General features: G+C 71.0%; 17 protein-coding genes, 1 tRNA gene and 2 pseudogenes. 10 read left to right on the top strand and 10 right to left on the bottom strand.

Annotated elements, in window-relative coordinates; translation table 11 throughout:
* The first annotated feature begins 102 nt into the window (after positions 1 to 102).
* The 3 genes from ACFVV1_RS28685 (at position 103) to ACFVV1_RS28675 (ending at position 3195) form a co-directional block, all read left to right on the top strand.
* The gene (locus ACFVV1_RS28685; protein WP_389994859.1) at positions 103 to 1308 is read left to right on the top strand and encodes a DNA polymerase III subunit delta'; all 1206 of its coding nucleotides are present in this window, start codon (positions 103 to 105) and stop codon (positions 1306 to 1308) included.
* Positions 1309 to 1446: 138 nt separating this feature from the next.
* On the top strand, positions 1447 to 2991 hold the full coding sequence (locus tag ACFVV1_RS28680) for an alpha/beta hydrolase (RefSeq protein ID WP_389994857.1): 1545 nt from the start codon (positions 1447 to 1449) through the stop codon (positions 2989 to 2991).
* A 130-nt stretch (positions 2992 to 3121) separates the two neighbouring features.
* Positions 3122 to 3195 (top strand) — tRNA-Thr (locus tag ACFVV1_RS28675).
* An 85-nt stretch (positions 3196 to 3280) separates the two neighbouring features.
* Here the strand turns inward: ACFVV1_RS28675 and ACFVV1_RS28670 are convergent.
* Positions 3281 to 3591, bottom strand: a pseudogene (locus ACFVV1_RS28670) (putative quinol monooxygenase); the annotation flags it as partial.
* Between the two features lie 441 nt (positions 3592 to 4032).
* Between ACFVV1_RS28670 and ACFVV1_RS28665 the strand changes: the two are divergent.
* A complete protein-coding gene (locus ACFVV1_RS28665; protein WP_389994854.1) occupies positions 4033 to 5187 on the top strand; it encodes a glutathione-independent formaldehyde dehydrogenase in 1155 nt (384 codons plus the stop codon).
* A gap of 247 nt (positions 5188 to 5434) precedes the next feature.
* On the opposite strand, the gene ACFVV1_RS28660 is transcribed toward ACFVV1_RS28665, so the two are convergent.
* Complete coding sequence (locus ACFVV1_RS28660) at positions 5435 to 6064, bottom strand: DUF2804 domain-containing protein (protein ID WP_389994851.1); 630 nt, start codon at positions 6062 to 6064, stop codon at positions 5435 to 5437.
* Between the two features lie 126 nt (positions 6065 to 6190).
* Between ACFVV1_RS28660 and ACFVV1_RS28655 the strand changes: the two are divergent.
* Together ACFVV1_RS28655 and ACFVV1_RS28650 are read left to right on the top strand one after the other, a co-directional pair.
* Positions 6191 to 6673 (top strand): annotated as a pseudogene (locus ACFVV1_RS28655) (S1 family peptidase); the annotation flags it as partial.
* A gap of 274 nt (positions 6674 to 6947) precedes the next feature.
* A complete protein-coding gene (locus tag ACFVV1_RS28650) occupies positions 6948 to 7238 on the top strand; it encodes a hypothetical protein (RefSeq protein WP_389994848.1) in 291 nt (96 codons plus the stop codon).
* Here the strand turns inward: ACFVV1_RS28650 and ACFVV1_RS28645 are convergent, their stop codons facing one another.
* The 6 genes from ACFVV1_RS28645 to ACFVV1_RS28620 form a co-directional block, all read right to left on the bottom strand.
* Positions 7239 to 8933: a bifunctional 3'-5' exonuclease/DNA polymerase gene (locus tag ACFVV1_RS28645; RefSeq protein ID WP_389994845.1), complete on the bottom strand. Its 1695-nt coding sequence runs from the start codon at positions 8931 to 8933 to the stop codon at positions 7239 to 7241.
* Between the two features lie 176 nt (positions 8934 to 9109).
* Positions 9110 to 10168 (bottom strand): type III polyketide synthase, encoded by a 1059-nt coding sequence (locus ACFVV1_RS28640; RefSeq protein ID WP_389994842.1) that lies wholly within the window; start codon positions 10166 to 10168, stop codon positions 9110 to 9112.
* A gap of 532 nt (positions 10169 to 10700) precedes the next feature.
* Positions 10701 to 11906, bottom strand: coding sequence for a cytochrome P450 (locus ACFVV1_RS28635; protein WP_389994839.1), 1206 nt, complete (start codon positions 11904 to 11906; stop codon positions 10701 to 10703).
* A 221-nt stretch (positions 11907 to 12127) separates the two neighbouring features.
* Positions 12128 to 13129, bottom strand: a complete 1002-nt coding sequence (locus ACFVV1_RS28630) for a DUF1259 domain-containing protein (protein ID WP_389994837.1) — start codon at positions 13127 to 13129, stop codon at positions 12128 to 12130.
* Positions 13130 to 13284: 155 nt separating this feature from the next.
* Positions 13285 to 15435 carry an FtsX-like permease family protein gene (locus tag ACFVV1_RS28625; protein WP_389994834.1) on the bottom strand — a complete coding sequence of 717 codons (2151 nt, stop codon included), beginning with the start codon at positions 15433 to 15435 and terminating at the stop codon, positions 13285 to 13287.
* The gene (locus tag ACFVV1_RS28620; RefSeq protein WP_389994974.1) at positions 15429 to 16196 is read right to left on the bottom strand and encodes an ABC transporter ATP-binding protein; all 768 of its coding nucleotides are present in this window, start codon (positions 16194 to 16196) and stop codon (positions 15429 to 15431) included. Before ACFVV1_RS28620 ends, ACFVV1_RS28625 begins: the two co-directional genes overlap by 7 nt.
* 328 nt (positions 16197 to 16524) lie before the next feature.
* Between ACFVV1_RS28620 and ACFVV1_RS28615 the strand changes: the two genes are divergently transcribed.
* Complete coding sequence (locus tag ACFVV1_RS28615; RefSeq protein WP_389994831.1) at positions 16525 to 17739, top strand: DUF2786 domain-containing protein; 1215 nt, start codon at positions 16525 to 16527, stop codon at positions 17737 to 17739.
* A gap of 85 nt (positions 17740 to 17824) precedes the next feature.
* Positions 17825 to 20026, top strand: coding sequence for an FUSC family protein (locus tag ACFVV1_RS28610; protein ID WP_389994828.1), 2202 nt, complete (start codon positions 17825 to 17827; stop codon positions 20024 to 20026).
* Positions 20027 to 20100: 74 nt separating this feature from the next.
* On the opposite strand, the gene ACFVV1_RS28605 is transcribed toward ACFVV1_RS28610, so the two are convergent.
* Complete coding sequence (locus ACFVV1_RS28605; protein WP_389994825.1) at positions 20101 to 20601, bottom strand: hypothetical protein; 501 nt, start codon at positions 20599 to 20601, stop codon at positions 20101 to 20103.
* A 276-nt stretch (positions 20602 to 20877) separates the two neighbouring features.
* Here ACFVV1_RS28605 and ACFVV1_RS28600 point away from each other — a divergent pair, with 276 nt between their 5' ends.
* On the top strand, positions 20878 to 21120 hold the full coding sequence (locus ACFVV1_RS28600) for a DUF397 domain-containing protein (protein WP_266746995.1): 243 nt from the start codon (positions 20878 to 20880) through the stop codon (positions 21118 to 21120).
* Between the two features lie 175 nt (positions 21121 to 21295).
* Here ACFVV1_RS28600 and ACFVV1_RS28595 read toward each other — a convergent pair whose 3' ends face one another.
* Positions 21296 to 21796 (bottom strand): ATP-binding protein, encoded by a 501-nt coding sequence (locus ACFVV1_RS28595; RefSeq protein WP_389994822.1) that lies wholly within the window; start codon positions 21794 to 21796, stop codon positions 21296 to 21298.
* A gap of 326 nt (positions 21797 to 22122) precedes the next feature.
* Here ACFVV1_RS28595 and ACFVV1_RS28590 point away from each other — a divergent pair, with 326 nt between their 5' ends.
* Positions 22123 to 23004, top strand: a complete 882-nt coding sequence (locus tag ACFVV1_RS28590) for a helix-turn-helix domain-containing protein (protein WP_389994971.1) — start codon at positions 22123 to 22125, stop codon at positions 23002 to 23004.
* The last annotated feature ends 34 nt before the right edge of the window (positions 23005 to 23038 follow it).

The following is a 23038-nucleotide window of genomic DNA, read 5'->3' as shown; positions in this document are numbered from 1 at the left end:
CCCTCACAATGGGAAGCCGGATCGACAAGCAGCGACATCACAGCCGCGCGACCGCATCGCACGACGGCCGCGCGGCACACACCACCGGAAGGGCGGTGACCCATGACCGTATGGGACGACCTGGTCGGCCAGGACCGAGTGCAGAAGCAGCTCGGTGCAGCCGCCCGGGACGCCGATGAGCTGGTCACCGCCAACTCCGCGGGGGAGCCGGTGCCCCCGGGGTCGAAGATGACCCATGCCTGGCTGTTCACCGGCCCGCCGGGGTCCGGCCGTTCCACCGCCGCCCGCGCCTTCGCCGCCGCCCTCCAGTGCACCAGCCCCGACCGGGCGCTGGGCGGAGCACCGGGCTGCGGTTTCTGCGACGGCTGCCACACCAGCCTCATCGGTACCCACGCCGACGTCGAGGTGGTCCGTACCGATCTGCTCTCCATCGGTGTGAAGGAGACCCGCGAGCTGGTCCGCCGCGCCCAGCTCTCCCCGGCCGTCGGCCGCTGGCAGGTCATCGTCCTGGAGGACGCCGACCGGCTCACCGAAGGCGCGGGGAACGTCCTGCTGAAGGCAGTCGAGGAGCCCGCGCCGCGCACGGTATGGCTGCTCTGTGCGCCCGCCCTCGAAGACGTGCTGCCCACCATCCGTTCCCGCTGTCGTCACCTCACCCTGCGCACGCCGCCGGTGGACGCGGTGGCCGACGTCCTGATCCGGCGCGACGGCATCGATCCGGAGCGGGCCGCGTCCGCCGCCCGTGCCACCCAGGGCCACATCGACAGGGCCCGCCGCCTGGCCACCGACGAGGAGGCCCGTTCCCGTCGCGCCACCGTCCTCAAGCTGCCGCTGCGTGTCGAGGACATCGGGGGCTGCCTCAAGGCCGCCCAGGAGCTGATCGACACCGCCACCGATGACGCCAAGCAGGTCTCGGAGGAGGTCGATGCCAAGGAGACGGAGGAGATGAAGGCGGCGCTCGGTGCCGCCGCCGGTGGGCGGATGCCGCGCGGCACGGCCGGGGTGATGAAGGAGCTGGAGGACAGACAGAAGCGCCGCAAGACCCGTACCCAGCGCGACAGCCTCGATCTCGCGCTCACCGATCTGACCGGCTTCTACCGCGATGTACTGGCGATCCAGCTGGGCTCGCGCATCGCCATCGCCAACGCGGACGCACAGGACGCCCTCGACCGCATCGCCCGCTCCTCCACACCCGAGCGCACCCTGCGCCGGATAGAGGCGGTGATCGCCTGCCGCCGGGCGCTGGACCGCAATGTGGCCCCGCTGCTCGCGGTGGAGGCGATGACGATGGCGCTGCGCGCGGGCTGACGGCAGGCAGCCGTCGCCACCCATCGTCAGTTGTCAACGCGCATCACCGTTTATCACCACGTGTCACTTTCTGGCGTTGCTTTCACCCGTACGAGCGGGGAATCGGGTGAGCCGTCACGCGGCGACTACGCTCCGGGGATGGACACCAGGCGCCCGCTCCGCATCCTTGCCACCGCGCTCGGCACTGCCGGCCTCCTCATCTCCGGCTGCAGCAGCGGCAGTTCCACGAGCGCCTCACCGTCCGCCGCGTCCGTCCCGTCCGCCGCATCCGTCCCTGCCGCGCTCAAGCCGTACTACGCGCAGCAGTTGAACTGGCGGGACTGCGGCGTCGAGGGGTTCCAGTGCACGACGATGACGGCGCCCCTGGACTACGCGCAGCCGGACGGCGGCGACATCAAGCTGGCCGTCTCCCGTGTGAAGGCCACCGGACCCGGCAAGCGGATCGGCTCCCTCGTGGTGAATCCGGGCGGCCCCGGCGGTTCGGCCATCGGCTATCTCCAGAACTACGCGGCCGTCGGTTATCCCGCCCAGGTCCGGGCCCGCTACGACATGGTCGCCATCGACCCGCGCGGCGTGGACCGCAGTGAGCCCGTCGAGTGCCTCACCGGTCCGCAGCTGGACGCCTACACCCAGGTCGACCAGACACCCGACGACGCCGGCGAGGTCGCCAGGCTGAGCGGCGCCTACAAGCAGTTCGCAAGCGGCTGCGAGCGCCACTCCGGCGAGATCCTGCCGCATGTCTCCACCGTCGAGACGGCACGGGACATGGACATGCTGCGCGCCCTGCTCGGTGACGAGAAACTGCACTACGTCGGGGCTTCGTACGGCACTTACCTCGGTGCGACGTACGCCGAGCTCTTTCCCGCCCGGGTCGGCCGCCTGGTCCTGGACGGGGCGATGGACCCGTCGCTCCCCGCCGTCGAAGTGAACCGTGACCAGACCGCGGGCTTCGAGACCGCGTTCCAGTCCTTCGCCGCCGACTGCCTCAAGAAGGCCGACTGCCCGCTCGGCACCACCTCCACCGCCGACGCGGCCACCCGGCTGAAGCAGCTCTTCGCCCACCTCGACGCCCGGCCGATCCCCACCGGCGACTCCCGCGAACTCACGGAATCCCTCGCCACGACGGGAGTCATCGCCGCGATGTACGACGAGTCGGCCTGGCCCCAGCTCCGCGAGGCCCTCACCGGCGCCGAGAAGGGCGACGGCTCCGGCCTGCTCTCCCTGTCGGACAGCTACTACGAACGCGAACCGAACGGCACGTACGCGAACCTGATGTCCGCCAACGCTGCCGTGAACTGCCTGGACCTGCCGCCCGCCTTCGCCGACGCCGATGCCGCCGCCCAGGCGCTTCCGAGTTTTGAGAAGGCGTCCCCGGTCTTCGGCAGGACCTTCGCCTGGGCCGCCCTGAACTGCGCCCACTGGCCGGTCCGGCCCACCGGCATCCCCCACCGCATCGAGGCGAAGGGTGCGGACCCGATCGTCGTGGTCGGTACCACCCGTGACCCGGCCACGCCGTACAAGTGGGCCGAGTCCCTGGCCGGCCAGCTCTCCTCCGGCACCCTCCTCACCTACCGCGGCGACGGCCACACGGCCTACGGCCGCGGCAGCGACTGCATCGACACGGCGATCAACACCTACCTCCTGGACGGCACCCCGCCGAGCGAGGGCAAGCAGTGCTCCTGATTCCCCTCGGCCCACCACGGATCTGCCACTGACCTGCGAAAACGGTCCAGAAGCGGACTGGTGCGGAGCACCCCCGGAAACTGTGTAGACTTGGCGACGCTGCTGATCGCGCCGTGGTGCGACAGGGCGTGCCGCCTTAGCTCAGTTGGCCAGAGCAACGCACTCGTAATGCGTAGGTCTCGGGTTCGAATCCCGAAGGCGGCTCCGGAAGAACCCCAGGACTCACTCGCCGTGACCTGGGGTTTTTCTTATGCGCCCGTTCGTCCGCTGCCGTGCGGGGCCAGGACGACCTGTGGGCGAGGGCGTCCAGGGGTTCGACAGTCGGGGGCGTGGAGAACGGTTCGCCGGGCGCGGGCCGTCAGGGCGCTTCCCGGCGGACCGGCCAGGTGGGCCCGGCGTCCGGTGTCGTCGGGGAACGCGTCGAAGATTCCGGACGTCGAGGGGCCGAACCGGACGGCGAGCCAGGCGACGGGTGTCGGGTTCACCGTGGGCGCTGGTCAGGCCGGCGCGGAGGAATTCGGCGACGTCCTGTTCTTCGACGGGCTTCGCCTCGATGCACGCGAGGAGCGCACGCCGACGATTTCGTCCGCCTTCGGTAATTCGGTTTTCGCCCCGCAGAAACTTCTATTCCGTTGAATCTTCCGCCGTGGTCCGGTCGTGGATGTTCTGCGCAATGGCGGCGGGTCGTCCGGGAGCGAGTGCGGGCAGGGCGTGGCAGCCCGGGTGGTCGAGGGTGGCTTGCCCTGTCTCCCGGTTGACAGGCAGCGCCCTGGTGGGAGGGTTGAAGGGGGGGCGAGTCCCGCCCGGGACAGATGTGTCCAGGGCGGTCGCACGGCTCCTCGAGCGGCGGTTCGGCCCAGGTGGATCCGGGCTCCGGCAGAAGTGAATGCCATTTTCCATCCGTGCGAGGTCAGTGTTCCTCGCAGTGTTCCGCGCATGAGCTTTCGAAGCGGTGGGCACGGGCGACGCGATCGCTGAATCTGCATCATTTGAATTTCGAAACGGAGAATGTTTCGAAATGAGGCGTGTGGAGGTAATTCCATGAAGGCGCTGGTGTATGACGGGCCGCGGTCGGTGAGCGTCAAGGACGTGCCTGACGCGAGGATCGAACGGCCGACGGACGTGCTGGTGAAGATCACCTCGACGAACATCTGCGGGTCGGATCTGCACATGTATGAGGGGCGCACGGACATGGAGACGGGGCGTGTCCTGGGCCACGAGAACATGGGTGAGGTCGTCGAGGTCGGCGACGGCGTGGACCGGGTGCGGGTCGGGGACCTGGTCTGCCTGCCGTTCAACATCAGTTGCGGTTTCTGCCGCAACTGCGACAGGGGGCTGACGGCGTTCTGTCTGACCACGCCGGTGGATCCGAAGATGGCCGGCGCCGCGTACGGCTTCGCGGGGATGGGTCCGTACAACGGCGGTCAGGCGGAGCTCCTGCGGGTGCCGTACGGCGACTCCAACTGCCTGGTGCTGCCGGAAGAGGCGCGGGAGAAGCAGACCGACTACGTGATGCTGTCCGACATCTTTCCGACCGGCTGGCACTGCACCGAACTCGCCGGTGTGCAGCCGGGCGAGACCGTCGTCATCTACGGCGCCGGACCCGTCGGCCTGATGGCGGCCCTGTCGGCGAACCTCAAGAGCGCCGCCAAGGTGATGGTCGTGGACCGTCACGCCGACCGGCTGCGGCTGGCCGAGGAGATCGGGGCCATCCCCATCGACGACTCCAAGGTCTCACCGATCGACCAGATCAACGAGCACACCAACGGTCTGGGCGCGGACCGCGGGTGTGAGTGCGTGGGCTACCAGGCGCACGACGCGCAGGGGAAGGAGCATCCGAACCTGACGCTGAACAACCTGGTGCACTCGGTGAAGTTCACCGGCACCATCGGCGTCGTCGGTGTCTTCCTGCCGCACGACCCCGGCAGTCCGGACCAGCTGTACAAGGAGGACGGCGAGGTCGCCTTCGACTACGGCCTCTACTGGTTCAAGGGACAGTCGATGGGCACGGGACAGGCGAACGTCAAGGCCTACAACCGCCAGCTGTGCGCCCTGATCGAGCAGGGCAAGGCGAAGCCGTCGTGGATCGTCTCCCACGAGCTGCCGCTGGACCAGGCCCCCAACGGTTACCAGCACTTCGACGCCCGCGACGACGGCTGGACCAAGGTCGTCCTCCACCCCGACGGCAACAGCTGAATCCGGCCGGCCCCCGGGGATGACACCCGGGGGCGGCGCGGCCACGACAGCCCGGGGACCCCAACTGCCCGTACAACGCGCGTGACACCCGGGGGCGGCGCGGCCACGACGGGGAGGACGTTTCGCCCCGCCAGTCGGAACAGGCCCCGTGCGCGTGGGCCCCGACCGGGAGGCGGGGCCCACTCTTGCCCCGGCGCCACTCCCGGCGAGCGTGTACGCATCGGCGGACCGTCCGGCACCCGGCAGCTCACCAGCGCATATGGACGTCCTCGGCCCACCCGAGGAGCCGGTCCACGACGATCTCCCGGCTCTCGTCGTCCCGGACGCGGCCGCTGTCATGGCCGAAGCACTGGTCGGTGCGGTTGGCGATCAGGCCCGCTTCGGTACGGGTCGAGCGGTTGTGGAACGGGGCGAAGATCAGGCCCACCGCGGGCCGTTCGCCGGACGATGTGATGGTCCAGGGGGTCATGAAGTCGGCGGGCGACCAGCGCCACTCCAGCTCCTCACCGATCTTGGTGAGCCGCCCGTCGAGGCAGAGCGCGTTCTCGGTCGCGCCGGTGCCCGACGTCCAGCGTCCGCCGAACCGCAACCCCACCGTGTGGCCGTCCGTACGGCCCGAGGCGGCTCCCCGGTTCCAGCCGACCGAGCGCGGCCAGCGGCCCCGGCCGTGGTCGAGCACGGCCCAGGCGTCATCGTCGGACTCCAGGACCCGGTCCCCGATCCGGACCGTGCCGGTGGCCCGCTTCGTCCGGCCCCAGCGCCGCAGGTTCGCCCGGTGCAGCGGCTTCCTGGACCAGCCGCGGGCCGCCGGATTCAGCCGGCCGTCCGGCAGGCACAGATCGACCGGCTCGTTGATCTCACGTTCGTGCGTGGCCATGCGCGGACCCTATCGCTGCTGTTCACGTGCCCCATGACGCGAAGTGAGGAGGAGAACGGGATCTCCTGGGAGTGACGTGTACGCGGCTACCTTGGCGGCAATTCCCCCGATGTCAAGGAGAGTTCCGTGGAGCCGCCCATCCTCCGCAGACGTGCCCTGGCCGCGTGTACCGCCACCGTGGCCGTCGGCGTGCTCGCGCCGGCCGGTCCGGCCGGCAGCGCGTCCGCCGATCCCGCACCCCGCACCGCCGGTCCCACCGCCGCAGGCACCGACCAGCTCTCGCCTGGTCTGCTGACGGCCGTGCGCCGCGACCTCGGCCTGACCGCGGCCGAGGCGCGCGGCAGGATCGGTCACGAGTCCCGGGCGGCAGCCGTCGCCGCCGGGCTGAAGCGTTCCCTCGGCGTGGACTTCGCCGGGGCCCGGGTGAGCGGTGATGACGCCGTCCTGACCGTTGCCACCACCGATGCCGCGGACGCCGCCCGGATCGGCCGGGCGGGCGCGAGGGCGGTCGTCGTCGAACACGGTCCGGCCGAACGCGACAACGCGAAGGCCGCGTTGGACCGGCTGGCGCTGCACAAGGCCCCTGAGGGCATACCCGCCTGGTACGTCGCAGGCGCACTCGGCCATGGCCGGTCGGGAACCGCCGAACGTCCCCGCGCTGTGGGAACGCGGGTGGACAGGCAGTACGGCGCAGGCGTATCACCGCCGCGCGGCGGTGCCCGGGCCGGAGCGCATCCGGCCCGGGCCCTTTCGTGTGGTGATGCCAGGACGCGAACGGCCCGCTGCCCGGGGGGCGGCTGACGGGCCGCGGAGTAGCCTGGATGTGTACGGCTCCCGGTGAGCCGGTTCTGTCGGCCTGCGCATCGAAGGGGGCCGGTATCGCATGGACGCCCTGGTCACTGTCGTGATCGTCCTCGCGATGATCGCGATCGCAGCGTTCGTCATACATCAGCTCAATGCCCGCCATCGGCATCAGCATCTGCGTCCGGCGCACTACAAACACGGGCTGGCCGCGTTTGGGGAGGAACCTGCTTCGGGACGCTCTTCCCGGCTTGCTCCGGAGTCCGGCGCGGGTGAACAACGGCAAGGCGGAGGAGCTGGTTCCGGGGCAGACTCCGGCTCTGATTCCGGCTCTGATTCCGGTTCGGGTTCCGGTTCGGGTTCCGGAGGGTGATCACTTCGCGTCCGAGTAGCGCTCCACCACCGCCGTCGTGAACGGAAACCGCACCGGCGTCTCACCGAAGGCGGTCCGCCCGGCCAGCTCACCGGCCGTCCGGATCGCCTCCGCGACCGCCTCGGCCTCCTCTCGTGGACAGTGCACGATCACCTCGTCATGCTGGAAGAAGACCAGTTCGGCCCGGAGACCGGCGGAGCCGATCGCCCGGCGCAGAGCGGCCAGGAGCAGCAGCGCCCAGTCCGCGGCGCTGCCCTGCACCACGAAGTTACGGGTGAAGCGGCCCCGCGCGCGGGCGTTCGACGAGGCGTAACCAGGGGTGAACTCGTCATCGGCAGAGGGTTGTTCCGCGCTCTCCTGCGGGATGCCGGCCTCGTCGTCGTCCCCGCTCCCGGCGGCGGGCGGACTGGTCCGGCCCAGCCACGTCCGTACGAGACGTCCCTCCTCGCCTGCTTTCGCCGCGTCGTCGACATAGGCCACGGCCAGGGGAAATCTTCGGCGCAGGGCGGCCAGGTTCTTCAGGCCGTCGCCCGAGGTCTGGCCGTAGACCGCGCCCAGCAGGGCGAGCTTGGCGTGCTCCCGGTCGCCCTGGAACGCCTGGTCCGACAGCGCCGTATAGAGATCGCCGTCATGGCCGGCCACCTCCATCAGGCCGCGGTCGCGGGAGATCGCGGCCAGGACCCTGGGTTCCATCTGGTCGGCGTCCGCGACGACGAGGCGCCAGCCCTCGTCGGCGACGACCGCCTGCCGTATCACCTTGGGGATCTGCAGCGCCCCTCCGCCGTTGGTCGTCCAGCGGCCGCTGACGGTGCCGCCCGGCTGGTACTCGGGGCGGAAGCGGCCGTCGCGCACCCAGTCCTGGAGCCAGCTCCAGCCGTGCGCCGTCCAGATCCGGTACAGCTTCTTGTACTGGATGAGGGGTTCCACCGCCGGATGGTCCAGCTCCTTCAGCTCCCAGCGCCGGGTGGACTTCACCTTGATGCCGGCCTGCGCGAACGCCTTCACCACGTCGGAGGGGAGGTCGGGGCGGACCCGTCTGCCGAAGGCGGCCGACACCTCGTCGGTCAGCTCGGCCAGCCTGCGGGGTTCGCCGCCGCCCGCGTAGCGCTCCCCGAGCAGTTCCTGGAGCACCTCTCGGTGCACGTCCGCGCGCCAGGGGAGGCCGGACCGGTTCATCTCGGCGGCGACCAGCATGCCGGCCGATTCGGCGGCCGTCAGCAGGCGCATCCGGCCCGGGTGCGCGGTGGCGTCGTGGCGGCGGAGTTGCGCGGCGTACACCTGGAGCAGGTCGTCGAAGGGCAGGTCCGTGCCGGACTGCGGCTCGAAGAGGGAGGACTGCGAGCCGGGCTCGGCGGAGCGGGGCGGGGGATCGGGGGGTACGGGGGCGTTGCGCAGGCGGGCGTGGGCGGCGGCTGCGGAGCGGGGTTCGCCGAGACGGCCCTCGTGGGCGAGGAGGAGGGATTCGGCGACCTCGATGTCGTAACAGCGGTCCACGGGGACGCCGGCGGCGAGCAGGCGCGGGTAGATCTCGGCGGTGGACCGCCAGACCCAGCGTGTGACGTCCGGGCGGGAGCGGACGGCCTCCACGAGGTCGGGTTCGGTCAGGACCGGGGCGGTGGGCAGGCCGGTGGGGTCCAGCGGGGCGAGGAGGGCGCCGCCGGTCTCTGTGGTGGCCAGAGCCCAACGTTCGGTCATGTCGTCGAGTCTGGCACCCGGCACTGACAGCGGGCGGGAGGTGAGCGCGGGCGGGGAAGGGGGCCTGCGGTGCGGTGCGGTGCGGAGTGGGGTGGGCCGCTGCGCGGGGCTTCACCCCACCCCGCACCCGGGAGGGCTGGAAAGGCCGGCACGCCGGGCGGCCTGGAGGCGGGATGTCAGGACTCGGGGGCCGTCGTCCAGGTGCCCAGGGAGATCTCGGCGGTGATGCCGGGGCCGAAGCCGGCCATCAGGCCGCGGTGGCCGTTCAGGGCCGATGCCTCGTCGAACATGCGGCCGAGGGCGTCGAGCACCACCGCACTGGCTATGTTGCCGTACTCGGTGAGCGTGGCCCGGCTGAAGCGGAACGCTTCGGGCGGCACGTCGAGGAAGCGGCTCAGGTCGTCCAGGATGCGCGGGCCGCCCGCGTGGATGATGTAGAAGTCCAGCTTGCTGGCGTTCCACTGGTGCGCCTCCGCAACGGCGTTCAGCGCCGGGGCGAGGGGTTTCATGGTTCCGGGCACCCGCTTGTCGAGCTGGAAGTGGAACCCGGTGGAGCGGACCGCGTAGGAGATCCAGTTCTCGGTGTCCGGGATGATGAACGAGCCATTGCGTTCCAGGCGGACACCGGTGCCACCGTTGCCCCGGAGCACGACGGCGGCTATGCCGTCGCCGAACAGGCCGTTGGACAGCAGGGATCCCACGCTCAGATCGGTGGGCTGGTAACAGAGCGAGCAGAACTCGCAGGCGACGACCAGCACATTCGCGTCGGGGTATGCCGTGCAGAAGTCATGGGCCCGGTTGACGGCCGCGCCGCCCGCGGCACAGCCGAGTTGGGCGATCGGCAGCTGTCGCGTCTCCGGCCGGAAGCCCATCGCGCCGATGAGCCACGCGGTCGGCGGCGGCATCATGAAGCCGGTGCAGGAGACGTAGACGATCAAGTCGATCTGCTGCGGCTCCAGTTCGGCCGCGTCCAGTGCCCGGCGTACCACCGCCGGCACACGGGCCTTGGTGTGTTTCTCATACGTGATGCTGCGGGCGTCGAAGCCCGGGTGCTGCAGCACCTTGTCGATAGGTTGGATCAGGTGCCGTTTCTGCACCCCGGTGTGTTCGATCAAGCGAAGGACCAGGTCGATCTGCGGATGGTCGCCATGCAACCTTTGAGCCAGCTCGAGAGTTTCCTCGTTGGTGATGACGTACTCGGGAACCTCGATTGCCGGCTTGCAGAGAACCGCCATGGAACTCCTCCTAGCGGACTTGGTCCACACGGCCGGGCCCGGAACGGTCACGGGGTGTGGACCGACGCGGGAGTGGCCACCACTGTTCCGTCACGCGCGGTGCCGCGCGAGACAGAGCTCTGGTGGATTCCTGCGCCGGATTCGATACCCCCCTGGAACGGGCGCGGACCGGCCGACCGTCGAAGACTGAGTTCTAGCCGTTCGTGGGCGGATGCTGATCCGCCACGGCTGGGTGGCCGTCGGGGATCACGCTACGGCAGAAGGGTCAGGGCCGCATGTCGAGCGGATCAGGGCCGCACGCCGAGCGGATCAGGGGCGCGTGTCCAGCGGAACAGCGCGCATGCCGGGCCGACGTGACGAAGTACAACAGGGATGCAACAGGGATGCAAGAGGAGTGCAAAAAGGATGCAAAAGGGCGCCCGGCGCCCGGGACGGATCCGGGTTGCCGGGCGCCTTGCCGCGACGCATCATCGATGACAGTCAGGGACCGTACGGCCCGCACGGTCCCTGCGCAGACACGCGGTGCACCCTGTCACCAGGTGACGGGCAGTTCGAGGGGATAGCGCCAGATCGACGTCTTGTTCCACCGCACTTCCTCGGCCGGCGTCGCCAGCTTCAGAGTGGGGAAGCGCTTCAGCAGGGTTCCGATGGCGGCCTGGAGCTCCGTGGCGGCGAGCGGCGCGCCGAGACAGTGGTGGCCGCCCCAGCCGAACGTCATGTGGGACGGATTCTCGCGCTCCAGATCCAGCTCGTCGGGCCGGTCGAACTTCCGGGGGTCGCGGTTGGCCGTCAGATAGGAGACGTGCACGATGTCCCCCTCCCGGATCAGCACCCCGCTCAGCTCCACGTCCTCCAGGGCGACCCGGGGGATGCCGACGCCCTTGCGGAACGGGATGAAGCGCAGCAGCTCCTCCATGGCCTGCGGGAGCATGTCGGGGCGCTCGCGCAGCATGGCGAGCTCGTTCGGCCTGGTGAGCAGCGTGTAGGCGATGTTGCCGATCTCGTACGTGGTGGTGTCCTGGCCGGTGATGAGCAGGACCATGGCCATGACGGTCAGTTCCTGGTCGTTGAGGATCTCGTCCCCGTCGCGGGCCGTGGCCAGCGCGCTGATCAGGTCGTCGCCCGGGTCCGCGCGCCGCTCGGCCGTCAGCTTCTGGAAGTAGGCGCGGAGATCGGCCTTGGCGCGTACCGCGGCGTCCTTGTTCTCGACGGTGGTGTCCATCATGGTCCGGGCGTGGGCGCGCAGTTGTGCGCGGTCGGCCTCGGGAATGTCGAGGACCTCGCAGATGGTGGTCAGGGGCAGCGGGGCCGCGAGATGCTCGAAGAGGTCGGCGGGGGCGCCGTGCTCCTCCATGCGGTCCAGCAGTTCGTCCACGACGTGCTGGGTGCGCACCTTCATCCGCTCCATGTGACGGGGCGCGAACCCCTTGGAGATCAGGCTGCGCAGCCGGCTGCTGCCCGGCGGGTCCATCACGTTGATCGCTTCGTCCTGAACGATCGGCTCAGGGGTCATGCGCGGGAAGTTCCGGCCGATGATGGCGCTCCGGCTGAAGCGCCGGTCGGTGGTCACCGTGCGCACGTCGTCGTAGCCGGTGACGAGCCATGCCTCGCCGTCGCCGTGCGGCAGCCGGATGCGGGAGACGGGTTCTTCGGTCATCAAGTGCCTGAGCACCGGGTCGAATTCGAGGGCCTCGGCATAGTCGAACGGGCAGTGCCGTGCGGCGGCGACCGGTTCCATACGGAGCTCCAGAGGGGGATCTGACGGGCGGTTCGAGGAAGGTGCGGGCTGGACGGGACATGGGTGCCCGGTCACCCGCACGGCCACGCGCCGCTTCGGGCCGATTGGTCCATATGCAGAACGGAATCGACGGCCGGGGTCGCTGGACCGGCGCAAATCGGTCCGGCGACCCCGCTCGGCCGGTTCGGCGCGTTCGCCGGGGTCGGCGTGAGCGGCCGGTCTCAGCCGGACGGTACGACGTCGGTGGCGTCCACCGCGGGGCGCACCGCGCGGGCGAGCTCGACGCCGTCGCCCACGGCCCAGAAGTGGATGAAGAACAGGCGGGGGTCCTCCGCCAGATGGTGGTTGTGCAGCTCGACGAGCTTGATCCCGCCGCGCCGCAATGCCTTCAGTACGTTCTGGACCTCACCGGCGCGCATGGCGCAGTCACCGCTGAGCGCGGCCCGGCCGCCGCCCAGCGGCTGGAAGTTGAACGCACTGGTCGATCCCAGGCCGGGGGGCAGGATCAGATGCCCGTCCGCGATGGTCTCGCGGCGGACGAAGATGACCTTGTACAGCCCGTCCTCGGTGGAACCCTTCGCGCCGAGCGCCGCCTCCATCCCGGCGATGTCCAGGTCGACCGGGACCGGCGGGCCGGGCTGCTGAGCGGGCGGGGTCCCGGTGCGGTCGAATCCGGCGCGCAGGCCGCGGGCCAGGGCCACCGCGTCGTGGCCGTGGGCGTGGACGTGGGTCCACCAGATGTCGGGGACCTGGGCGAGCAGGTGCTTGTGCAGCGCGGTCTGCTCGATTCCGTGCGCCTGCCAGGCGTCGGTCACCTGCTGCAACTCGCGCTCGGTGACCACCACGTCGCCCATCAGCATCGTGCTGCCGTCGGCGTAACGGACGAAGGCCACATGCGTGCCCAGCGCGAGCTCCGGTGTGACGACGACGCCGTCGGACACCACGTGGAGGTCCCGCCGGGGGAAACTCGTGTGGTACGTCGTTCCGCGCAGCATGTTGCCGGTACGGCCCAGGGCCTTCGTCACGGCCGCCCAGTCCGCCAGGCCGGTCGGCACCGGCTTGACCCGCCTGCGGTGCCCCGGCCCGGGCATTCCGGCGGGCAGGGTGCACGCGGTGGCCGGCCCCGCGGCGGCCAGCACCGGTGCGAGTGCGGCCGTCGCCAGTACGCGTCGCCGCGATGTGATCGCCCGTGCCTGTGTGTCCTGCTGTCGGTCTCCAGTCATCACTTGATCGCCTCCATGGCGAGATGAAACCATGCGAAACCTGAATAAAAGAATGAAAGCGGATACACCGTCAGCGGGTGGGGCTGGATGGACCAATCACGTTGTCGGACCGGTCCCGTACGGTCCGGCCGGGCCTCTCGCTCGGCGTCGGTGGTTCAGTGCACCGGCGTCGAGCGGCACCGCACCGCTCCCGGCAGCAGCGCCGCCCCCACCGCGACCACCGCGCACACCCCGGCCGTACCGCCCACCAGCGGCCACTGCACCGACACCGCCACCGGTGCGGAGAGCGAGGCCAGCGCGATGCCGAGGCCCGCCAGGTTCACTGCGGTCACGGCCAGTCCGAGCAGCGCCCCGATCGCCACCGCGAACAGGGTCTCCCCGGCCACCACGGCCAGTACCCGGGACCGGGTGGCCCCGGCCAGCCGGAGCGCGTTCAGTTCCGAGGACCGTACGGACCCCGCCATCAGCATCGTGCTGGCGAGGGCGATCGCCGTGTACACCAGCGCGATCCCCAGGATCACGACCAGACCGAGCCGGGTCTGCGGGCCGGTACGCGGATGGGTCGCGGCCAGCCACTGCTCCACCGGCCGCACCGTGCCGCCGGTGTCGAGCAGGCGCGCGGTGACGGCGGCCCGGTCCGCGCCCGGCGAGAGCCGTACGTCGATCCGGTCCACCGGGGCCGCCGGGGCGTTCGCCCTCGTGACATAGGCCCCGTTGTTCCCCGTCCCGAGCGCCAGCACCGCCGCGATCCGCAACGCGGCCGGCCGCCCGTCGCCGAGCCACACCCGTACCGTCGCGCCCACCGTGTGCTGCTCCCACTCCTCGTTCACCACGATCGAGCGGTCGTCCAGATCCCGGATGTCGCCCGCCACCACCGGCAGCCGCCCGACCGTCGCCAGGGCCTTCGCGTCGTCCACGGCGCGGGCCTCGGACGCGAGGAGAGCGGTGCCCTCCTCGCGTACGTAGACGGCCGTCGAGGCGGACGCGGACAGTGTCGCGCCGGGCACCGGCCGGACCCTCAACTCCTCGCCCGTCACGACCAGATCGGCCCGGGTGTGTGCACGTACCTCGGCCGCCTTCGCCGCAGCCACCGTCGTCGCGGAGCCGGCCACCGAACCCGCCAGGGCCACCGTGATCAGCACCGGAGCCGCCACCGCGGCCGTACGCCGCAGCGATGCCGACACGTTGGCGGTCACCAGCATTCCGGTTGCCCCGGGCAGCCGGACCAGCCGGGCCAACGGGCGTACCAGCAGCGGTGTGAGGAGGGCGGCGGCCGTGATCAGGACCATCGGCTGGGTGGTGTACGTCTTCCGCTTCAGCAGCGCGGACGGGTCCGTGGCGAGGGACTTCGCCATCAGGAACGCGGCCCCCACGAGCAGGGCGAAGCCCAGCAGCCGGCGGGTCGGCGGCAGCACGCCCGCATCGACGTCGGCCTCGCGCAGCGCCTCGGCCGGGGTGATCCGGCCCGCCCGCCGCGACGCCGCCCAGACCCCCGCGAACGCCACGACGAGGCCGGTCCAGAAGGCGGCGTGGAGCGGCCAGACAACCGGGCGGACGGTGAACCAGGACGGTGCCATCCCCTCGTCGACCAGCAGTCCGGCCAGCAGCGGCGCACCCCGCAGGCCCAGCGCGCACCCGGCGGCGGAGGCGAGCGTGCCGACCACGGCGGCCTCGGTCAGCAGGAGCCGCCGCAGCCGGCCCGGGGTGGCGCCCGCCGTGCGCAGCAGCCCGAACTCGCGTCGGCGCAGTGCCACGGCGAAGGCGAAGACCGACGCGACGACGAAGACCGCGACGAAGGCGGTGACGCCGCCCGCCGTGCCGAGCAGGGCGTTCACGGTGACCAGTCCCTCGGCGTCCCGTGCCGCCGCCGGGTCGGCGCGGCGGCGGTCGTCCCCGGTGAGGACCAGGGCGCGGTCGCCGACGACACGGCGCACCTCGTCGACGGGCGCGTCCACACCCACGGCGTCCGGACCGCCCCGCGCGCTGTTCCCGTCGTCCCGCGTCACCGGGCCGAGCTCCCGGAGATCGCGCAGGAGTTCGATATCCACAGGGTGTGGATGAGCGAGTCTGCGGCTGACCCGGTCTGTGGACGGCCCGCGCCGCACCCCCACGGTCAGGGTGTCGTCGCCCATCACCACCACCGGTGCTCCGGCGAACCGCTGCGGCGCCCGCTCCGGAGCGCCAAGGGTCGAGGCGAGGCCGAGCCCCATGACCGCGATCAGCCCCACGCCCAGCGCGAGCGCGACGAAGGCGCCGATGAGGGTGGTCCAGCGGGTACGCAGGGTGGCCAGGGCGACGATCAGCACGGCGCACCCTCCGCGTGGTCGGTGACGTCCGTGCGGCCCGCACGACCGGTGATGTTCGCGCGGGCGGTGTGACCGACGATGTCCGTGTCCGTGTCCGTGGTCGTCCGGCGGGCCCCGGGGGCGCCTCCGGAAGATCCCGTACGCCCCTTGCGCCCTGTACGCCCCGTCGCCATCCAGGCGGCGATCCGCTCGGCCGACAGCCCGGTCAGATCGTCCGCCACCCGCCCGTCGACCAGGAAGACCACCCGGTCCGCATACGCCGCGGCCACCGGGTCATGGGTGACCATCACAACCGTCTGCCCCTCCCGGTCCACCAGCTCCCGCAGCATCACCAGCACCTCCTGGCTCGTCGCGGTGTCCAGCGCACCGGTCGGCTCGTCGCCGAAGAGCACCGCGGGCCGGGTGATCAGGGCCCGTGCCAGGGCCACCCGCTGCTGCTGGCCGCCGGACATCTCGGCGGGCCGGTGCCCCGCCCGGTCGGCCAGTCCGACCCGGGCCAGGGATTCCCGTACCCCGGTTCGGGACGGGCTGCGGCCCGCGAGCCGCAGCGGCAGCGCGACGTTCTGGGCAGCGGTCAGCGAAGGGACCAGGTTGAACGCCTGGAAGACGAAGCCGATCCGGTCCCGGCGCAGCAGTGTCAGCCGGCGCTCGCTCAGCCCGGTCAGCTCCACCCCGCCCACCTCGACGGTGCCGGACGTCGGCCGGTCGAGCCCGGCCGCGCAGTGCAGCAGCGTGGACTTCCCGGAGCCGGACGGGCCCATGACGGCGGTGAAGGTGCCGGGGCGGACGGTGAGGTCGATGCCCGCGAGAGCTTCGACCTCACCGTAGGCGCGTCGTACGGCGCGAAGCCGTACGGCGTCGGCGGCACTCGCGGCCCCGGCGGGCTCGGAAAACGTGGCGGACGTAACGGACGTGGCGGACGCGGCGGACGTGGCGGACGCGGCGGAGGCGGCGGAGGCGGCGGACGCATGCGGGGAAGTCATGTCCTCGATCGAACCGTTTGCGCGCCCCACGCTCACGACCACTCGGCCCCGTACTCGGGGTGGGGCCAGCCCTACCCCGACACACTGTCCTGCCTACCCTGACCTCATGGAACCGGTGATCGACCAGGCATTCTCGGCAGCCCTCTACTCGGACGGCGACGCCGGTCCCGACACCGGAGCCTCCCTCCTGGCCGCCGACCCGACGGCCGACGCGGAACTCGTCCGGCGCGGCGAGGAGTTCGTCCGCCGGGCCTGGGTGCGCGGCTGGCAGCCCGCCGATGTCGTACGCATCGTCCGCCGCGACCTCGACGAGACCGCGGCCGGCCTCGTCGCCGGGCTGATCGCCTCGGAGACCCGGCGGTACGAGTCGCTGCCGCCCCGCTGGCGGTCGCAGCTCGACGGGCTCCCCGCCGCGCCGCCCCGGAACCGGCCCGACCGCTTCTCCTACGCCTTCGCCCTCCTCGGCCTGTACCGGCTGCTGCTCCGGCTCCCCGCCATCGAACCGGTCGGTCCGCCGCCCGGCACCTCCCCGCACGGGCTCCACCTGCCGCCCGCGCACGACGAACCCCGGATGCTGACCCGGATCCGCGCCCTGCTCGCCAAGGCGGAGGCGACCGGCTACCCGGAAGAGGCGGAGGCCCTCACCACCAAGGCGCAGGAGCTGATGGCCCGGCACTCCATCGACGAGGCCCTGCTCGCCGCCCGTACCCACAGCAAGGAGGCGCCGGGCGCGTGCCGGATCGGGGTCGATGCCCCGTACGAGACGGCGAAGGCGATCCTGCTCGACGCGGTCGCCTCCGCGAACCGCTGCCGTGCGGTGTGGAACAGCGACCTCGGCTTCTCCACGGTGGTCGGCTTCGAGCCGGACCTGGAGGCCACGGAGCTGCTGTACACCTCGCTGCTGGTCCAGGGCACGGCGGCGATGACGAAGGCGGAGGCGGGCCAGCGCGCCGGCGGACGCAAGCGGACCAAGACGTTCCGGCAGTCCTTCCTGATGGCGTACGCCCAGCGCCTGGGCAGCCGGCTTGCCGCCGACACCGCCCGCGTCACCGCCGCCGCCGAAGCGGAGACGGAATCCGCAGCCGGGGCCGAACCCGGGGCCGAATCCGGGGGATCTGCCACCCCCCATCTGCTCCCGGTCCTCGCCGCTCGCGACATGGCCGTCACGGACACCGCCGAGCGGATGTTCCCCGAGACCACGACCACGCGCGTCCGGGGCGCCACCGACCTCGACGGATGGACCCATGGAACGGCCGCCGCGGACCGGGCGAGGACGGGCGGTACCGGGCCGGAGATCCCCGGCAGGCGCGGGAAACGGTAGAAACGTCGAAAGCCCTGAAAAATCCCGAAAGCCCTGAAAAATCCTGAAACTCGGGCTTATCGGTGATTCCGGCTAGGCTCTGGGCATGAGCTGGCTCCGGGCGCTGAAGGAGACGGCCCGCTCGGGGCTGAGGATCGAGCGACGGCGTCTCGAACCGCTCATCGCCATCCGCGGTGCGGCCGGGCTCGCCCTCGTCATCGGGATCGGCCTCGCGTTCTTCGGGCCCGTCGTCGCCGCGAGCTCCGCGTTCGGCGCGTTCCAGGCGGCCATCGCCACGTTCCAGCGCAGTTGGCGCCCCCGGCCCGTCCTCGCCCTGGTCTCCGGGGCGAGTCTCGCCGTATCCACCTTCCTCGGCTATCTGACCGGCTCCCGCATGCCGCTGTTCCTGGCCCTGCTGGTTCTCTGGACGTTCCTCGCGGGCCTGGCCTGGGCGGCGGGGCCGACGGGCGGCATCATCGCGTCGTCCAACGTGGCGATCATGCTGGTGACGGTCACCCTGCCCACCTCCGTCGCGAACTCGGCCGTGCACGCCGCGATGATCCTGTTCGGCGGTGTGGTGCAGGCGGTGCTGATCGTCCTGTTCCCGGTACGGAGATGGGGTGCCCAGCGCGACGCCCTCGCCGACGCCCTGGCCGCGGAGGCGGACTACGCCCGACGACTGCGCCACGACCCGCTCGCCGCCTTCGACCCGGTGCCGCTGATGACAGCCCGCAGCGCGGCCGCCGTCACCCCGCGTCAAGCCCGCCGCCGGCCGCCCGAACTGCGTGGCTCGCGCGGTGTCGCCGAGCGGATCAGGCCGGTACTCGCCTCGCTCGCGGACCCGGCGATGGGTGTTGCGTCCGAAGGGCCGGAGCGGGACCGGGTCCGCGAGCTGCTCGCGGCCGCCGGATCCGTGCTCGACTCGGCGGCCCGTGCGATCCGCAACGGCGATCCGGTGAAGCTCTCCCCGGCCGCCGTCGCGGTGCTGCGGACCCCCGACACCGGCACCCTCCTCACCGGCCCGCCCCGCCGCGCCGCCGACCGGCTCGGCGCGCTGCTCTCCGACGTCATCGAGACGGCCGAGGGCGAGGGGACGAAGGAGGAACAGGCCGAGGCCGAGGCGGCGGCGGAGGCCATCAAGACCACCGGGGAGGAACCGCCCGCCGCCCCGCACCGCCGCAGGCCCACCCTCCCGCGGATGATCCCCGTCGTCATGAAGGCGATGCGCGCCGAACTACGCCCCGGTTCACCGATCCTGCGGCACGCCGTCCGGGTCTCCGCCGTCGCCGCCGTCGGCTATCTCATCGGCACCGCGCTGCCGTTCGGCCACGGCTACTGGGCGCCCATGGCGGCGGTGATGGTGATGCGGCCGGAGTTCTCCCAGACGTACGGACGTTCCGTGGCCCGCTTCGGCGGCACGATCGTCGGCGTCTCGCTCGCCACCGCGATCGTCCAGACCACCCGACCCGGCGTGACCCTGTCCGCGATGCTCTCCGTGCTCTGCGCCCTGCTGATGTATCTGCTGATGCGCACCGGGTACGTGGTCGGCCAGGCGTGCGTCTCCGCGTACGTCGTCTTCCTGCTCGGCATGGCGGGCGACAACTGGTCGCAGACCGTACTCGAACGGGTCGTCCTCACTCTCGTCGGCGGCCTCCTCGCGATGATCTCGTACGCCGCCTACCCGGCCTGGGAGACCCCGCGGCTTCGCGGCAGGCTCGGCGACTGGCTGAAGGCGGACGGGCGGTACGCCGCCTCGGTCGTCGGTCAGTACGCCGATCCGGCCGAGCGCGGCCACGACGACGTCCGTGCCGCCCTGCTCGACACCCGCGAGGCGCGTGTCGCCTGGCAGGAGGCGCTGGCCACCGCCCAGCACGAACCGGTGCGCAACCGTGGCCTCTCCCGCGCCGCCGCCGCCGACACCCAGCACGCCCTCGCCCAGTTCGGCCGGGTCGCGATGTTGCTGGAGGCGCACCTTCCGTGCGGCGGTGCCACCCCCGTACCGGCCGCCGCGCGCCTGGCCGAGGCGCTGCGCCGGGCCACCGAACAGGGCGCGAAGGAGGTACGGGAGCGGCGCGTACCGGACTGGACGGAGGTACGCGAGGTGCTGGCGCAGTGGGACGCGCGGCAGCGGACGGGCGCGGGGGAGGCGGCCCCGTTCGTGCGGAACGGGGCCGGCCTCCTCCTTGAAGCCCTGGATGAGTTCTCCCGTGGGCTGGACGGCACGCCGAAACCAAAACCAAAACCAAAACCAAAACAGAAGCCGGGTCCGAACCCGGGTCCGAAGCCGGGCCCGAACCCGAACCCATAGCCGAACCCATAGCCGAACCCGCCCTCAGCCCAAGCGGATTGAGGATCGGGAGGAGAAGGCGATGCAGCCGGCCGTCAGGGGGTCGGCAGGTCCGGCAGGTCCGGCAGTCCCGACGGGATCGCTCCCGGGGCGGTCTTGGCCAGGGTGTCCTTCGTCCCGCTGTCCCAGGACACGACGACGGTCTTGCCGTCGTTGGACTCGATGGCCCCCATCGTGCGCCGGGTGTCTCCGTCGGCGCACTTCAGCGTCAGCATCACCTTGCCCGTGTCCTGCACGGTGCCGGTGCAGGCCTGCTGCTCGGTGACGAGCACGGCCTTCCCGGACGCGACGGACAGGATCACCGCCTTGCCGTCGGTCTTCCCGGCCCAACCGCCCTCCAGCGCCGCGGTGCCGGCCCCGGAATCGCCGCCGCCTCCACCGCTGCTGCCGCTGTCGCCGGGAGCCTGGCCGGACTTCGCGGCGTCGGCGCCCTTGCCCGAGTCGCTCTTCTCGCTGTCACTGCTGCAGCCGGTCAGTGCGGCGGCGGTGACGAGTCCGGCGACGACCACGACGCCGGTGCGTAGGACTTTGCGCATGTGGAATTCCCCCTTGTCGACGAAAGACCGCGCCAAGTTACCAGCGCGCGGCCCCGGGATGGAGGGCCCGACCCGGGGCGGGCGCAGCCGGGCGGAGCCGAACGGACAACCCTTACGTCCATTCCTGCGTCCAAAGCTGTAATCGAAAAGCTGTAACCACGGGAACACCCCGCGTGCACGTGCATCCGCGCATGCATCTGCTCATGCAGGGATATGTGAACAGAGCTATGATCCGAGACAGTTGACACTTGCACCTTGCAACTCGGGGAGCGTCCTGTGCACCACGTGTACAACGGCATGGCGGCCACAGAGCTTCGCGGAGTCGTCTGGCAGAAGAGCAGACACAGCAACTCCCAGGGATCCTGCGTGGAGTTCGCGAAACTGCCCGGCGGGGATGTGGCGATGCGGAATTCGCGCCACCCCGACGGGCCGGCCCTGGTCTATACGCCGGCCGAGATAGAGGCGTTGTTGCTCGGGGTGAAGGACGGGGAGTTCGATCACCTCATAGCGGGCGGCTGATCACATCCCACGGGCCGGTATCCGGCCCGGCCCGAGCAGGCCGCCGCTGCTCATCCTGCCGCGGCTCGGTCCGCCGCAGCCCGGCCCGCCGGAATCCGGGCCGACCCGGTCCGGTTCTCCCACGACCGGCCGGCCCGCCGCCCGTCGCCCGTCGCCCGCCGTCGGGCCGCGCGGGTCACACGTTGTCGGACAGCCGGAACAGTGCCCAGACCACCTTGCCGCGCGGTGCCGCCACGCTGTCCGGGCTCTCCGCGCCCATGGCGGGGGTGGGATGCCAGCCCCAGGAGTCGCTGAAGGACTCCACCAGGAAGAGGCCGCGGCCCGACTCCGCGGAGTCGGGAGCCTCGGCGGCGATGGGGCTCCTCCGACTGGGGTCGCGCACGGCGCACACCAGGCGCGAGCTCCAACGCATCAAGTGCAGCCGTACGGGCGGTACCTGAGGATCCGGCGCCATGTCAGCGGGCAAGGCGTGCCGCAGGGCGTTGGTGACGAGTTCGGAGACGACGAGCGCGACGTCGTCGAAGCGCTCGTCCAGACCCCATCCGTTCAGCGTCGTCCTGGTGAACCGCCGTGCTCCGCCCACGGCTTCGTACTGGGCGGGCAGTGTGCAGGTCGCCGATCCGGAGACGGCCGAGGGATCGATGGGGGGAAGCCCCTGCCGTAACGGCTCGAGCATCGTCGATCCATTCGTCCCCATGCGAGGCACTCCCGGGATTCGCGGCTGTATCGGCACTACGGGGTACAGCGGCACAACACGAACGAGCACGCAGGTGCGCGAGGGCCATGGTTCCGAATGCGCAGGGCAGATGCAAGGGCAGATGCACGTGCACGCGCCGGACCTGTCCGAACCCGTGCCGGTTCTTGGTCATTTCTTCCTGCGGGTATTTTCGTAGCTTTACGGGAGTCTTCTCATTTCCGTAATCGAACGAGTACGGGCTGAAGCGTTTTGATGGCAGAATCCGGCACTTGGGGTTCAGGGGGAGCCCCGGTGTCCAGGAAGCGATGGGGAGGGCCGGACCAGTGGCGGCAGGCGAGTCGAGTGGATCTGTGGTGCGGCGCATTCTGCTGGGCTCGCAGCTCAGGCGGCTGCGCGACTCGCGCGGTATCACCCGCGAGGCGGCCGGCTACTCCATCCGGGCTTCCGAATCGAAGATCAGCCGCATGGAGTTGGGACGGGTGAGCTTCAAGGCCAGGGACGTCGAGGACCTGCTCACGCTCTACGGTGTCACGGACGACGCGGAGCGCGACGCCCTGCTCGGCCTCGCCCGCGAGGCCAATGTGGCGGGCTGGTGGCACAGTTACGGAGACGTGCTGCCCGGATGGTTCCAGACGTACATCGGCCTGGAGGGCGCGGCATCGCTCATCCGGGTCTATGAAGTCCAGTTCGTACACGGGCTGTTGCAGACCGAGTCCTACGCGCACGCGGTCGTCACCCGGGGCATGGGCGATGCGCCCGCCGCCGAGATCGACCGCCGCGTGGCGCTGCGGCTGGAGCGGCAGAAGGCCCTCGTCTCCGAACGCGCACCCCGATTCCACGCCGTACTGGACGAGGCGGCGCTGCGCCGGCCGTACGGCGACCGTGAAGTCATGCGCGGGCAACTGCGGCATCTGATCGAGATGTCCGAGCAGCCCAACATCACTCTTCAAGTGATGCCCTTCAGTTTCGGCGGGCATGCCGGCGAGAGCGGTTCTTTTACGATGCTCCGATTCCCGGAATCCGATCTGTCGGACATTGTCTATTTGGAGCAGCTGACAAGTGCGCTCTATCTGGACAAGACCGAAGAAGTCGCTCAGTACGAAAAGGCCATGACGCGACTGCACGAGGACAGTCCCGGTCCGGAGGAGAGCCGTGATCTGCTCCGTGGTCTGCTCCAACTGACCTGATTCATCAGTACGATGACAGTTCGACAGGAGTCTG

Source organism: Streptomyces sp. NPDC058092 (assembly GCF_042884935.1).
Classification (GTDB): domain Bacteria; phylum Actinomycetota; class Actinomycetes; order Streptomycetales; family Streptomycetaceae; genus Streptomyces.
This window is presented reverse-complemented; position numbering and strand designations above follow the sequence as displayed.